Annotated in this window: 15 protein-coding genes; all 15 read right to left on the reverse strand. The window is 43.6% G+C overall.

Features of this window, described 5'->3' with window-relative positions:
* Positions 1-17 precede the first annotated feature (17 nt).
* Positions 18-2,243 (reverse strand): helix-turn-helix domain-containing protein, encoded by a 2,226-nt coding sequence (locus MHI37_RS24915; protein WP_076337169.1) that lies wholly within the window; start codon positions 2,241-2,243, stop codon positions 18-20.
* Between the two features lie 79 nt (positions 2,244-2,322).
* Positions 2,323-3,933, reverse strand: coding sequence for an extracellular solute-binding protein (locus MHI37_RS24920; protein ID WP_076337168.1), 1,611 nt, complete (start codon positions 3,931-3,933; stop codon positions 2,323-2,325).
* Between the two features lie 97 nt (positions 3,934-4,030).
* Positions 4,031-4,921: a carbohydrate ABC transporter permease gene (locus tag MHI37_RS24925; protein ID WP_076337167.1), complete on the reverse strand. Its 891-nt coding sequence runs from the start codon at positions 4,919-4,921 to the stop codon at positions 4,031-4,033.
* Between the two features lie 12 nt (positions 4,922-4,933).
* Positions 4,934-5,884, reverse strand: coding sequence for an ABC transporter permease subunit (locus MHI37_RS24930; protein ID WP_076337166.1), 951 nt, complete (start codon positions 5,882-5,884; stop codon positions 4,934-4,936).
* A gap of 415 nt (positions 5,885-6,299) precedes the next feature.
* Positions 6,300-6,500 (reverse strand): recombinase family protein, encoded by a 201-nt coding sequence (locus MHI37_RS24935; RefSeq protein ID WP_076337165.1) that lies wholly within the window; start codon positions 6,498-6,500, stop codon positions 6,300-6,302.
* 192 nt (positions 6,501-6,692) lie between these two features.
* On the reverse strand, positions 6,693-6,845 hold the full coding sequence (locus MHI37_RS24940; RefSeq protein WP_179090220.1) for a hypothetical protein: 153 nt from the start codon (positions 6,843-6,845) through the stop codon (positions 6,693-6,695).
* A 165-nt stretch (positions 6,846-7,010) separates the two neighbouring features.
* Positions 7,011-7,217: a helix-turn-helix transcriptional regulator gene (locus MHI37_RS24945; protein WP_076337164.1), complete on the reverse strand. Its 207-nt coding sequence runs from the start codon at positions 7,215-7,217 to the stop codon at positions 7,011-7,013.
* A gap of 244 nt (positions 7,218-7,461) precedes the next feature.
* Complete coding sequence (locus MHI37_RS24950) at positions 7,462-8,769, reverse strand: ABC transporter permease (protein WP_076337163.1); 1,308 nt, start codon at positions 8,767-8,769, stop codon at positions 7,462-7,464.
* Positions 8,762-9,667: an ATP-binding cassette domain-containing protein gene (locus MHI37_RS24955; RefSeq protein WP_076337162.1), complete on the reverse strand. Its 906-nt coding sequence runs from the start codon at positions 9,665-9,667 to the stop codon at positions 8,762-8,764. Before MHI37_RS24955 ends, MHI37_RS24950 begins: the two co-directional genes overlap by 8 nt.
* Positions 9,668-9,684: 17 nt before the next feature.
* A complete protein-coding gene (locus MHI37_RS24960) occupies positions 9,685-10,599 on the reverse strand; it encodes an ABC transporter ATP-binding protein (RefSeq protein WP_256710535.1) in 915 nt (304 codons plus the stop codon).
* Between the two features lie 12 nt (positions 10,600-10,611).
* Entirely contained in the window at positions 10,612-10,998 is a 387-nt protein-coding gene (locus MHI37_RS24965) for a GntR family transcriptional regulator (RefSeq protein ID WP_076337160.1), read from the reverse strand.
* Between the two features lie 29 nt (positions 10,999-11,027).
* Positions 11,028-11,753, reverse strand: coding sequence for a hypothetical protein (locus MHI37_RS24970; protein ID WP_076337159.1), 726 nt, complete (start codon positions 11,751-11,753; stop codon positions 11,028-11,030).
* Between the two features lie 262 nt (positions 11,754-12,015).
* Positions 12,016-12,477, reverse strand: coding sequence for a DUF420 domain-containing protein (locus MHI37_RS24975; protein WP_076337158.1), 462 nt, complete (start codon positions 12,475-12,477; stop codon positions 12,016-12,018).
* A gap of 38 nt (positions 12,478-12,515) precedes the next feature.
* Positions 12,516-13,412: a cytochrome c oxidase assembly factor CtaG gene (ctaG, locus tag MHI37_RS24980; protein ID WP_076337157.1), complete on the reverse strand. Its 897-nt coding sequence runs from the start codon at positions 13,410-13,412 to the stop codon at positions 12,516-12,518.
* Positions 13,413-13,505: 93 nt separating this feature from the next.
* Positions 13,506-13,823: a cytochrome C oxidase subunit IV family protein gene (locus MHI37_RS24985; protein WP_076337156.1), complete on the reverse strand. Its 318-nt coding sequence runs from the start codon at positions 13,821-13,823 to the stop codon at positions 13,506-13,508.
* Position 13,824 lies beyond the last annotated feature (1 nt).

The raw sequence follows: 13,824 nt of genomic DNA on the forward strand, positions 1-13,824 counted from the left end.
TCCCCTTTCATTAAATCCTATTCGGCATCTAACTGACTGTGTGAGTCCCGATATTGTCCCGGTGACATCCCGACGATCTTTTTGAAAACTCTTATGAATGACGTCGGATTGGCGTAACCCATTCGGTCGGATATCTCCTGAACCGTCACACCCGACTCCCGCAGCAGCTTCTTGGCATAATTAACACGGAGCCCGATCAAGAAATCACTAAAATTTTGACCGATGCTTTCCTTAAACAACTGGCTTAAATATTTGGAGTTGATTTGAAACTTGTCACTGAGCAGTGTCAAAGAAAGGTTGGGGTTCATGAACTCCGCCATAACGTAATCGCGGATTTCTCTCATTAGCGTATTATGCCGTCTACTTTGTGAAATTGCTTGAATATGATCGAAAAGACCGGTAATTACATTGATAAAACATTGCTCCAACTGGCCAAGTGTATCGCACTGACCGATGGCATCTAGCAAACTAGGCTTCGAATCACGTGTCCATAGCTTGACTGCCTCTGGAATCGAATGCTCCAATTCATACTCCAAATGGAATACAAGATAGTCTAACAGTCGGTTAACATCTTCCTTTCTCAGTCGTTGAACTTTCATTTCGCCGAATAATCGCGCGAGTTCCATCTTCCATTCGCTCTCAGACATTCGCACTTGCCGAACGACCGAACGAATGATTTCAAGGTATAAGAACCATTCGCTTTCGGACTTTCCTTTGATTTCAACAGAATCAATAATTTGATTGACCCCTACCGAAACCTTTAGATTTACGGCCGCCAACGCATCATCAAATGACGTTCCTATCCCAGACTCGTTATCAGATGACGACCCAATACCGATGGTAACAGTAAATTCAAGATGAGACTCCACCCAATGGCGAATACCTTCTGCTAACAATAATAACTGATGCTCAAGCGCGTCGTTTTCGTTCGAGATGAGTAAGACGACAAGTTGATTTTTTGCAACCCACTCGGCTATGATTCGTTGCCCGTTTTGATCTGCTAATTCAACTGCCACACTGCTGACGATAAATTTAAATAGTGATTGATCACTAGGCATATATTTCATGGCGAATTGCCCATATTGGTCGAGTTCTACCACCCCTACGATGAAATGGCCCGCGACTAATCCGAAGATCTCTCGTTCCTTCTCCCACGTGGCATCACCCTCTTCGTACTCCCCCTTTAGCAAAAGCTGTAGAAACTGTTGTCTGCGAATCACGATGTTTTCCTGGTGCTGCTCCTGAAATGCCATGTTGTTCGTTATGAGACGCTCAATGGCATGATCAATGAATGAAAACTCATTATCTTTGTCTTTGAAATCTCCTGTCTTCATTGCAGAAGTGAATCGCTCTATGCGCTGCATAATCGTTTCAATCGGTTTATAATTTCTTCTTGTAACATAAAGTGTAGAGCCAACCGCAAAGACGACTGCGGTCAGACCGAGCAAGATCCACAAGGTGCTTCCGTAAAACAGAAAATCAAGAAGTTGGCCCGACTTAATACCAATTCGATATGTCCAACCTGTATAATCCGATACGATCTTGGCACTTAACCTCTCATTGAAAGCAACTGGCTGGTCTAGACCGAAGAACGGATTTCCTTCTGCATCATAGATCTCTGAAACGGTAATAGCCGGGTCGACCATTTGTCCAACAAACGTTTGCAAAGAGGATAGCTTAACGTTAATCATCAAATATCCGAGACTTCCACTGTCACGAGGAATTTTGTAGCCTAAAGAGGTTACAGGAACCGTATGCTTCGCTGCACCTTCCTTGTCTCGTTGGGAAGACCATACTCCGGTATATGGCAAATCAAGCATCGATCTGACATAAGATTGGTCTGGAAATTCTTCCAGTGGCCGAATCGCACTCTGATCTAATATTTTCTTATCTTCTACGCGATATAGATAAATCGAATCAATAAGTCCATATCGAACGATTAGGCCGCTTAACAGATTGGAAGCATCGTAATCCGTAGTCCGATCGGCCGGACTTTCGAGCACTGTTTGAAGCTGCCCACCTTCCTCAATTAAACGCTGTGCGTCGAATGAAATGCCTTTCAATGAACTGTCCACCATATTGGTTACATAATCGGCAGTTAACGCATTTGCTTGTATCGCATTGCGTACATTTAATTGATTTATAATAGAGAAAAAAATAAAAATAAACATGCTGACCGTGACGAACAGAATGGGAAGATACGAAAGTAGCATGCGTTTCATATAAGTATGTTTGTTCTTCATATGTCCCATCCTCTGTTCATTAGTCTGCTCTTTACGAAAGACGGACAAACCCCTGGGAACGGGTTTGTCCTTGTAGATTTTATTGATTCATCTCTTGGTAAGCCCCTCTACGCTCATCAATGACCGCTTGACCTCCAATTTTCAAATACTCCGCGAGATGACCATCAAATTCTTTGTCGAACTGGTCTTGCTTCGACAGGATGCTCTTCACAACAGCTTCCTCTGCTTTGTCCTTCAGCATCTTGGCGTGTTTGATTTCCGCTTCGATCGGACGTTCAAAGCGAGGCTGCGTGTAACCATCCTTCAAGCCATTCATAATTGTCTGTTTAGCAAGCTCCGTGTAATTCGGGTATGCAAGCGCCGTCGCCTCAATATTTTTCTCTTGAGAGCCGAAGTCCTTACCATTAATTACGAGAGCGATGTCGACATTATTATAAAAGGTTTGTTTAGCTTCATCCGTCGTAATAGCTCTAGGGAAACCATTCTCCAACGTATAGTGCTGACCCTCAATGCCGTTCGTCAATTGATTCAAAATGTCCGGTTGCGACATCCAGTCTAAATATTTGATTGCTTCTACAGCTCGTTTGCTTGTCTTCGGTATCATAATATGAATGCCGGTTGGATCATAAATGCCCTTCGATGTCTTACCTTCCGCGTCCGTAAAAGGATCAATCGCGATGTACTCCGCACCAGGTACGTTTTTCTGCAAAGTGTCGAATACATTGCCGCTTTGCATCAAGGTTGGATGAGCTGCCAGTGCAGTAAAAGCAGCTACGCGACCATTAGCTACGTCGCTTTCAAATTGCTTCCCGTCCTTATCCAGCGCGAAGTCCGGGTTAATCAGGTTTTCCGTATACATTTTATTCAGGAAGCGCACGCCTTCTTTAAAGCCAGGCTTTGTAATTTCAGGGATATAGTTCGCAAGGGACAGTGCGTAGAAATCTTCATCTGACAATTTCTCCACGAAAGAGCTCATCAAAACACCTGGACTTGTAATCGTTGTGCCGTTAATAGCGCTGAAGGAATAAGGAATGACTTTGCCGCCCGTTTGCCCCGGATCCTGCTCCTTAAATGCCTTCATCGTATTGTAGAATTCCTCTGTCGTCGTTGGAGCCGGTAAGCCCAGCTTGTCCAGCCAATCCTTGCGAATATAGGTGGATTGCGTATACTGAAGCGTTCTTTTGGCTGGAATTGTATATTGTTTGCCGCCGAACACGCCGTATTCAAGCACCTCATCACCCAGGAATGTTTTTAAGTTTTGTCCATGCTCGTCAATGATCGAATCCAACTCCGCCAAGCCGCCATCTTTCACGTAGTTATAAATTGTATTCATATCATACGTAAATACGAGATCAGGGGCATCGCCTGTGGACATAAGAACGTTCAGCTTATCGACTTCTTGATTTCGCGGAACAGGCACAAACTCCATCTCTATGTTATTCGGATCACCAAAATTCTCTTGAATCCATTTCGTCCAGTAGTTGTCTGTAACCGGTCCAGCTCCTGCAGGAGCATTCCCACGATCGAACATTTCTACCTTCAACGTCACTTTCTCTTTAACCGCATTGTTTCCTCCCGTGGCTGCTGGTTCGTTGACTGCGTTGTTGCCAGAATTTGAACAAGCAGACAGAAGTCCCACCACGAGCATGCCTGCTGTCAGCAGAGCAATGCCTTTTTTAAGTTTTTCCATCTTTTTACTCCCCTTTTCGTATCATTTCAATTTTCCTATATGTTATTCAACTCTGCAAGTGGCAGAGGGATAACCGCAATGAAAAGAAACTTGTGTGCTACCCTTTTACTGCGCCAATCATGATCCCCGAGACGAAGTAGCGCTGCAGCCAAGGGTACACAATCAAAATCGGTGCGGTGGCAAACATGATGCTAGCCGCTTTGATACCCTCTGGAACGACATCCAGCATTGAAGCGCCTTCTTGTGCTGTGAGATCCGTTACCATACTGTTCATAACGATCTGATACAACTTAAGCTGAATCGGATAAAGCTCGGAGTCCGTGATATAGAACAGTGCATCCATATAACCATTCCACCTCGACACCGCGTAAAACAAGCTAAGAGTTGCTAGAACGGGTAACGATAGAGGTAGAACAATTCGAATCAGCGTCCCGATATGGGAGCAGCCATCTAACTGTGCCGATTCCTCCAAACTAGATGGTATAGAGGTGAAAAACGTCCGTAGGATAATGAGATTGAACGCGCTTATCATTCCCGGTACGATAAGTGACCACAAACTATTCAATAAACCAAGTTCTTTAACGAGCAAATAATCCGGAATGAGTCCGCCGCTGAAAAACATCGTGAAGACAATCAACAGCGTGAAAAATGCTTTTCCCTTCAGTCTTTCCTTCGTTAGCGGATACGCAGCACAGATACTCATTATCATACTGAGCGCCGTATAGGACACGGTTAGCACAATTGTCAATCCCATGGACCACAGCATCCTTGTGTCAGTAAACACGATTTTGTATGCCTGAAAGTCCCAACCCATCGGGAAAATCGTCACTTCATTTGACAATACGGCATGCTTCGAACTTAGCGATATTGCGATAATATGAAGGAACGGCAGAAGACACACAAGTAAAGCTGCCGTGATGATTAACATAATGACGATGTCCGAGATACGCATTTTTGAAGTTTTCAACTTAATTTTCACAGCGTTCATGTTTCAATCCTCCTACCAAAGTCCTTGTTCGCCAGAGCGCTTCGCGATCGTATTCGCCCCAACAACGAAGATGAGACCTACTAAAGCCTGAAATAACCCCATAGCCGTCGCGAGCGAAAACTGAGCCGACTGCAAGCCTACCTTGTAAACGAATGTACTGATAACCTCAGCATAATCGAGCACGAGCGGATTACCCATGACGAATGGTCGCTCAAATCCGATTGTCATAATATGGCCTAACTGCATGATAAGCATGATGACAATTGTCGGCCGGATACCCGGAAGCGTAATATGCCACATTTTCTTCAGCCTGCCTGCACCATCAACTTCTGCAGCCTCGTACAAGTCCTTGTTAATTCCTGTGAGAGCAGCCAGGTAGATGATTGTTCCCCAACCGGCGCTTTGCCATATTCCTGTACCAAGGTAAACAAGCAGCCAATTGTTTTTGTCTGTGAGGAACGGAACCGAATCAATTCCAATCAAGCTCAACATGTTGTTTACCATACCTGTGTTCGTCGAAAACATTTGATAGACAAGTCCACCAATGATAATCCAAGAAATAAAGTGCGGAAGATATAAGATCGTTTGGGCTGTTTTCTTGAACCAAACTACTCTCAGTTCATGTAAAAGAAGTGCCAGCACTATGGGAGCAGGAAACGAGACCAACAGATCTAACAAGTTCAAAAGCAGCGTATTACGTACGACCGTATAAAACTGGCTCATTCCAAATAATTGTTGGAAGTTCTCGAATCCAATCCACGGACTACCCGTCACGCCTTTGAATATGCTGTAATCTTGAAAAGCGATCGCGGCTCCATACATCGGTACGTACTTAAACAAAATGAAATAACTGATGGGGAGAAGAAGCAGCAGATACAGCTGGTAGTCCTTCCATGCCCCTGTTGCCTGACGCCGACCGTCTACATGCAATAGAACTTTGTTTTTTTTGCTTTTGTTACTCATAAGCATCCCTTCTCCCTGTGACTTACTACTTTGATCTAGCCGTAGCCTGAAAAGATTATCTGTGGCCGATCGGCTAATCACACTATATGCGGCAGCTTATAGAACTCACAATAGACACATTTCCGATAGCTATCCGATTTCCGAAACCCTTGGTATGACTGGATTTTTTGATAGCTATGAGCTCTGAAAATAGTTCAGGCAAACCAGTAAAAGCCGCAATATCTTGTGAAGTCATTGAGACAGTATGCTAAAATACTGTTTTTATGCATTACGAACAAGTGGTCGGCTTCGATACATTTAATTGTTTCATAGCCACGACGATAGTTTCTCATTGTCTAAGCAAATAATATCTGCATTTAATTCTCGAGTTAGATATTTCCACTATTTAATAATTCCATCGCAAACACGTCCTAGCCTATCTAACGGATCTACGTAAACTAACCTCCTCCTCACGGATCAACAACCTCATAGTCTGGTATCCTGGTCGTTCAAAATTTTTGCCACTAATCTTGTCTACAAATATATATCGTTCATCGACTCCAAGTTTTCTGAACTTAATAAGTTGCCGTTCTGGATTCTGATCCTTAGCCGATACCCTACCATATGCAAGTTTCACACTATCCCTCCATGATGATCGTTTCAAAATGTGCTTAGATAATCTGAAACGTTCCAAAAATCAATTCACGGCATTTTGAAACGTAAAAAATGGGCAACAAAAAGCGTCTCAAAAAGCATGCTTTTTGAGACGCTTGGTTTCAATTAAGTTCCATTTCGATGCAAAACAACTGAGTCCAGTTACTCTTTTGTACTATTTATTGGTTGTTGCAGCTCCGAAACCCATGCCTACCGCGATACCGATCGCAATATTATCCAATGCATTCCCTATAGTAACGCCAACACCAATTCCTATTGCAAAACCAGAATTAACTTTGGAATTCTTGTTTTTGTTACTCTTCTCCACTATTACCACTCCAATTAGCAGCTTGACATGCAGCCATTCGGATCTCTATTTAACTTTGTTCTTTGCAAACTCCAGAACTTCCAAAACTGCTTTATCCGGGAGTAATTTAATCACATCAAGCAAATCATGTTTTGATTGATTAAGTACTTCTCTATTCCCAGTAGGCTACTCCTTATATCCTTTAAGCAACCAGTTGAAACTCACATTATAACGCTCTTGTATTGAAACCAATGTCTCAATTGATGGGTTACAATTTCCTTGCTCTATATCACTCAAAGTTCCTTGGGATACTCCGATCTGTTTTGAAAACTCAACTTGGGTTAATTCAATCTGTTTCCGTAACTTTTTTATATTCTCCCCAACATTACTCATTGATCCACCTTCAATCTGGTTCGGAAAGTGCTATTTCATATTCAAAGACCGCAAGGTAAGTCACTTTGAATTTGCACTTTCCGAATCCAGAGATTATTGAATCGCAATCACGAAAGAACCCTTGATATATAAGAAATTTTTGAAGTTTCGGCTCAAACAACAGCGCTAATTCATCTGGTCTCTTGTGACATTAGTACGTAACACGTATGAAAACAATACGTATTACCCACAACTTTATTGTCCCTTAAATCTTATAAGCCTTCATAGCCTTGCGAAGCTCTTTAAAGCTAGGACGCTTGCCGTACATGAGTACGCCGGTACGGTAGATCTTAGCCGATACCCATACGGAGGCATAAATCGTAACGAGCAGAATCGCGATGGACGTCCAAACTTGCCACACAGGCGGATCGGTTAAGCCCAGTCTCAGAAGCATAACGAATGGTGAGAAGAATGGGACAAAAGAAGATACCTTTACCAATACGCTGTCCGGACTTGAAATGCTGAAGATCGAAATGTAGAAGCCCGCAAGGGAGAGCATCGTAATCGGCAGCACCGCTTGCCCCAAGTCCTCTGTCCGACTGACGATGGAACCTACTGCTGCAAAAAGAGTTGCGAACAAGAAGTAGCCTGTCAGATAGAACAACACGGAGTACAACAATAGCATAGGATCAATTTGTGTTAAATCGATATTGAATTCGCCCAACATTTTATCATTATGCGGCAGCTTCACATTCACAATAATGACAAGGACATAGATCGTAATTTGGATAAGTCCTACCAGGAACATCCCTACAATTTTACCGAACATTTGCTTGAGTGGAGATACACTTGTAATAAGCAGCTCCATGACACGGGAGCTTTTTTCTGCTGTAATTTCAGATGCAATTAATTGGCCGGTAATCATAATCGCCATAAACAAGAGGATTACGATGAAATATACGAGGCCCATATTAACTGCTTGCTCCTCTGGCGTCTTGCCTTCACTGGCACTACCCGGAGCTTCTGTGGCAGAAATTTGTACCGATGCGATATTAATAGGTGCGTTTAGCAAAGCCATTTGCACTTCAGTTAAGCCAGCGTCCTGCAAAACAGTCGCCTGACGAATCACTTGCAGACCATTCTTGATTGAGCTAGTCAGCTCAAATTCCAGCAGCTTCTCGGATTTGTACGTCATTTCTGGAAAACCGCTGTCTGTCATCTGACCAAATGTCAGGTAACCCTTAATGTCTTTATCCGTTATCGCTTGCTTCAGCTGCTTCTCGTTATCAGCCTCAGATCCCTTATCTGCATAAGGAACCAGCTTTACGCCAGGCTTTTCTTGCAATTCAAAATAAGCTTTCAACTGATCGCCCGTTGCTGAGCCTTCTGCTTGCTCCGATTGAATATAGCCGATGCTAGTTACTTTATCGCCATTGTTAAACTGAGAAAAGATATAAGGAAGATTAATAGCAATTGTCATAATACAGGCGATAATCAGAGTTGTAATTACAAATGCTTTGCCTCTGAATTTGTTTTTCAACGTAAAGCTAACGACCGTCCAAAAGTTATTCATGGCTATCACCACCTACTGTTTTAATAAAAATTTCATTTAATGTTGGTTCCTTAATTTCAAATCTTGTAATCGCTGTTTGCCCTAGCGCATGATGCAAGATATGGGCACCTACCGATTCGTTCGCAATCCCTACCTCGTAGCCGTATTCATGGCGATTCACATTCGTCACGCCGCTGATTCCTTCCAGACCGGACACTTCCTTCTCTGTGCTCAAAATAACGCGTTCCTTCGGAAATTGCTTTTTGATCTCCTTCAAATTTCCTTTTAGGACGGCGTTCGAGCGATGAAGAATCGTTATATTCCTGCAAAGCTCCTCGACATGCTCCATACGGTGAGTAGAGAATAGAATGCTTGTGCCTGAGTCACGCAGCTCCTTTACCGTTGACTTAAGCAGCTCAACGTTGACCGGATCGAGACCACTGAACGCTTCATCGAGAATAACGATTTTTGGCGAGTGAATGACAGCGGCGATGAATTGAATTTTCTGCTGATTGCCCTTCGAGAGCTCCTCGACCTTCTTGTTGTAATACTCCGGTACCTCGAAACGATCCAGCCATTTCTTCAAGCTTAGCTCAGCATCCTTCTTCGACATGCCGCGCAGCTGAGCCAGATAAGTGAGCTGATCACAGACACGCACCTTCGGATACAAGCCTCTCTCCTCTGGCAAATATCCAAGATTACGGAGCTGATCGTTGCTGTATGCTTTCCCGTTGTACAATATTTGACCCTCATCCGGAAAAATAAGGCCAAGCACCATCCGCATTGTAGTCGTTTTTCCTGCACCATTGGCGCCGAGCAGGCCATAAATCTCTCCTTCGCTTACCTCAAAGCTGATGCCGTTGACTGCTCTTTTATCTCCGTATTGCTTAATAATCTTTTCTACTTTTAATGGATTCATATTGTTGATCCCCTCACTTAGTTTGATCTTATACTTAATCGGTCTTGCAGCAGCAATGTACTCATAATCTCATCCAGTTCAAGCCCCTGCCGGCTAATGATTTGATACCCTTGTGAAGCGCACCATTTCTCGGCATCGACCGCTTTATTCGTTGTAACCCGGAAAGTCGTCCCTCCCGTGTGCTCCACAGCACAGTGGCCTGGCATAGCTGCAGCCTGCTTCGCAGTAAGCTCAGCTCCGCTAATGAATAACGTAAACCAGCTGCCAAACAGCTCATCCTTTTCGTACATCCCGAGCACTCTTCCTTGTGCCATAAATACGATAAAATCGGCAAGCCGTTTAACCTCTTCGATAATATGGGAGGTCATTAAAATGGTACGATCTCCCCGGTCCATGTAACGATGCAGCACCTCAATCATCGTCTTCCATGCGATTGGATCAAGCCCTGAGGATGGCTCATCCAGCAGCAGCAGCTCGGGACCGTGTGCCATCGCCAATGCGAACTCGAATTTACGACGCATCCCTTTTGACATTTTCCCTAGAAGCTGATTATCGTCTACCTCAAGAATATGCAGCAGCTCGCGATATCTATTCACATCCCAGCTGTCGTACCAGAACCTATGAAACGCCGCTTTCTCCTCTCCCTTCATACTGTCCTCATGGGAGGAGGATTGATCGTGCAAATATCCGATTCGTTTCTTTAGCTCCAAATCCAGTCCTTGCTCCACATGTGATCCAAGCAGCTCGATTGAACCCTGATCAGCCTTATCCAGTCCAAGCATCAACCGGAAGGTCGAGCTCTTGCCGCATCCGTTTGGTCCTACAATTGCCGTAATATACCCAGCTGGAATATTCATATGGAGCGGTCCTAGCTTGAAATTAGAACGATTCTGTACTATACCATTCAATTGAATAGCAGACTCATTCATCATGCGTCCCATCCTTTAGTCGAAATGTTTATTCATCGCTTCCTTAAACAGTTTCTCCAGCTCATCCTCTGTGCACTGTACTCTTTTTCCCGCAATGACTGCTTGCTCCAGAGCTTCGACAACAGCAGAGAGTCGGTTGCGGTCACGTTCCTGCTCCCCAAGCTGCGCAACATAAGTACCCGTCCCTTGCCGTGTTCGGAGCAAACCCTCCGCCTCTAAATCGTTATATACCCGCTTTACCGTTATAACACTGCACTTTACGGTTTGAGCCAGCTCGCGGATAGAAGGCAGCATCGTACCCTCTATCAATTGTCCGCTGACAATTAATGCACGCAGCTGGACCTCGATCTGATGATAGAGCGGCTCGGCGCTTTGCTCGTTAATTTGTATTGGCAGCCGCATGGGCCTCACCTTCTTCCGTTCCCAATTGCCTAAGCTCTATAGGTGCGATTCTCAAGTCGATTCCCGATTCGATTAACACCTACCCAGAAAGCGACAGCACTTACTGCAATTACGGCTAATGTAATCCACCAGTTTCCACTTTCAATCTCATTCAATGTTGTAACCACTACGTTTCCAATCTTGAATAAGGTTAAGCAAAGCGATATGACAAGCAGCACGATGATGTAGATAAAATTAAACAAAAAGTAAGTTTTTCCAGAATGACCGACTTCCCAATATACGTAAGCAATCGCCATCGTCAGGGAGTATCCGAACCAGAACAGTCCATAAAGTATGAAGCTTCCAGCGTCTATATCCGCCCCCATACCTCGTACAAACAAAAATTGAAGTGTGAAGAATACAAGCTGTGATAAAAACAATACAATCGTAAGCTGGATAATCCGGCCTAGCGCTATTTGTTTAGACGAGATCGGTAATGTCCGCCATTGTCCCAGCTTCTTCGTATACGTATCTTCTTTCCAGTAGCGCATCATCGTTTGATTCATTACAAAGCCTAGACAAGGCAGAATGGTCAAATAAATAAAGTCTGCTGCCCAGGTTGCCATGCCGCCTTCTTCACCTTGAACGACATCATTGATTAAAGGAACCGTGAATAACAATACATAACCGATCATTACTAATGTAAATAAACTTTTCCATCGGTCCTTTACCAGCTCATGCTTCGCTAAGTACCAAGCGCCCTTCCATAGCCCCACAGCATTTGCTCCTCTCAAGCAATCAGTCAATATACTGTATATATCTTTATACACAGCATACTCACTGTACACACCTTTGTCAACACTTGCCAACAAGGTGAAACGGCTGTCGCCGTCCTTTGGCGGCGACAGCGCGTTTCATTCCGGAGAAATATAGAGAAAGTATGGCGTAATGATATACTTTCCTATATTTTAAAAAAAGTCATACTGCCGAAAGAGTTGTCTCTTCCAGAAGTATGACTTCTAGTCCCGCCGTTCTATTTTATCCGAAAATAGCATCTAACATTGGCTTCGTATGACCGCCTGGATACATGAGGTATAACATAATATATACCATCGTTCCCGTAATAGCAGTTACAAACCAAATTAACGAAGTCACCTTGCCCCACTTGCGATGCTTGGCGAATTTCTTCTTATAACCGAGCGTAAGTGTAGTGATCCCGAATACGGCGGCAACCGTAGCGAGCACAATGTGGAACAATAAGAAGACCAGATAATAGGGCTTCAAGCTATCTGGCCCGCCCCATGCCGTATTGCCAACAAATATGGTTCGAGAGGAATAGATAATAAAAAAGATGGTTGCAGATATCGCTGCATAGAACATCACCTTCTGATGCTCCTCCAGCCTGCGTTTAATCGCTAATCTCCATCCAATGGCTACCAGAACTGCACTAAGCACGATGAAAAAGGTGCTAATTGTCGGCATAATATTATAAATGTTCAATGTTACCCCACCCATGTTCATATAATGATGAGTACGAGCTACGCCGTACCAGTATTCGTATTAGGCATTTCATCGTCTACATGCTCGCGCTTGAACCATTGTTTGAAAATATACCACAAAATAGCGCCGTACATAATCTCTTGAACAAACTTCATCACAATGCCGCCAAGCTGCTGATCCTCTACGATATCCATCAAGTTAAAAAACTGTGGTCCGCTAAAGCTCTCTAGCAAACGGTTTGGATCGCCCGATACGCAATAGCCCATCGCAGTCACCCAAACGTTTGGATCGCTATAAATGCTATACATTGACGTTTTCGCAAAAATAATTAACGCACATGCCGGTGTGAGGAGTATACCGTTCGCGAAGACATAAGCCATTCTCTTCACATCGCTAAGCTTGGCCCACTCCGGAACTGGAACTGTAATTTGCCACCACATCATAAACGAGGTGATAAGCAAAATAAAATAATAAAGACGATGCACTGAAAAATGCGTCATCACATAGTCATGGACAATTGGAATATGATAGACCGAAAAAAGAAAGTTAAACAACAAGAGACAAATAATAGGATGCATCAAAAAACGAAACTTTTTCCAAAATGGAGCGGAAAAGCTTTTGCGCCAAATGAAGCTCGGCACACCAAGCAATACTAGAGGCGGTACAACCAAATAAGATAGTGACATATTGACCATATGAAACGTAAACATTAGATGACCTAATAGATTAAGCGGACCACCATGTGCCAAATAAAACAAAATAGCAGCTGATATAAACATCGTCTTCTGCAGCCTAGTTGCAGGCGGTGCCTTCGGATCATGCTTCTCCCGCCATGGGCCAATTAAATAAAAATATAGAATAACAATAGCCGCCATCCCGAACAAAAACATTGGGGTCCACAATTCCTCGAAACTAAAATATTGTAAGCCAAGCATCGTGGATGCTCCTTTCAATAACAACTACTTTTTTTCTAAAAAGAGGAGGGACCCAAGCCTTGGGACCCTCCTCTCCTCCAATTCATTAAACGATTACCACCAAGCCCAATACTCGGCCATAATGACACAAGTGAAAACAATAAACACACCAGACAATATTCCGATGATCGCGAATGTATGTCCACGATCCTTCATATGCATCCAAAACGCCATTTGAATGAATACTTGCAATATAGCTAAGCCAATCAAAATGATGTAAGTGAAATCCTTGTTAATCTCTCCGCTAATTACAGTCGCGAAAGCGATAAACGTAAGCAAAACCGAGAATAAAAAAGCGATAACATGCTTCTTAGGTCCTTCGACTCTATGACGCTTGGGGACTTCATCAGTGGATGTATGATTGTTCGCCATG

Origin of the sequence: Paenibacillus sp. FSL H8-0548 (assembly GCF_038630985.1) — a bacterium.
Classification (GTDB): domain Bacteria; phylum Bacillota; class Bacilli; order Paenibacillales; family Paenibacillaceae; genus Pristimantibacillus.

What these genes read in the sequence shown, in the direction of transcription:
- MHI37_RS24915 (WP_076337169.1), bottom strand. Translation starts at nt 2,243, where the DNA reads ATGAAGAACAAACATACTTATATGAAACGCATGCTACTTTCGTATCTT.
- MHI37_RS24920 (WP_076337168.1), bottom strand. Translation starts at nt 3,933, where the DNA reads ATGGAAAAACTTAAAAAAGGCATTGCTCTGCTGACAGCAGGCATGCTC.
- MHI37_RS24965 (WP_076337160.1), bottom strand. Translation starts at nt 10,998, where the DNA reads ATGCGGCTGCCAATACAAATTAACGAGCAAAGCGCCGAGCCGCTCTAT.
- MHI37_RS24950 (WP_076337163.1), bottom strand. Translation starts at nt 8,769, where the DNA reads ATGAATAACTTTTGGACGGTCGTTAGCTTTACGTTGAAAAACAAATTC.
- ctaG (WP_076337157.1), bottom strand. Translation starts at nt 13,412, where the DNA reads ATGCTTGGCTTACAATATTTTAGTTTCGAGGAATTGTGGACCCCAATG.
- MHI37_RS24985 (WP_076337156.1), bottom strand. Translation starts at nt 13,823, where the DNA reads ATGGCGAACAATCATACATCCACTGATGAAGTCCCCAAGCGTCATAGA.
- MHI37_RS24925 (WP_076337167.1), bottom strand. Translation starts at nt 4,921, where the DNA reads ATGAACGCTGTGAAAATTAAGTTGAAAACTTCAAAAATGCGTATCTCG.
- MHI37_RS24960 (WP_256710535.1), bottom strand. Translation starts at nt 10,599, where the DNA reads ATGATGAATGAGTCTGCTATTCAATTGAATGGTATAGTACAGAATCGT.
- MHI37_RS24955 (WP_076337162.1), bottom strand. Translation starts at nt 9,667, where the DNA reads ATGAATCCATTAAAAGTAGAAAAGATTATTAAGCAATACGGAGATAAA.
- MHI37_RS24930 (WP_076337166.1), bottom strand. Translation starts at nt 5,884, where the DNA reads ATGAGTAACAAAAGCAAAAAAAACAAAGTTCTATTGCATGTAGACGGT.
- MHI37_RS24945 (WP_076337164.1), bottom strand. Translation starts at nt 7,217, where the DNA reads ATGAGTAATGTTGGGGAGAATATAAAAAAGTTACGGAAACAGATTGAA.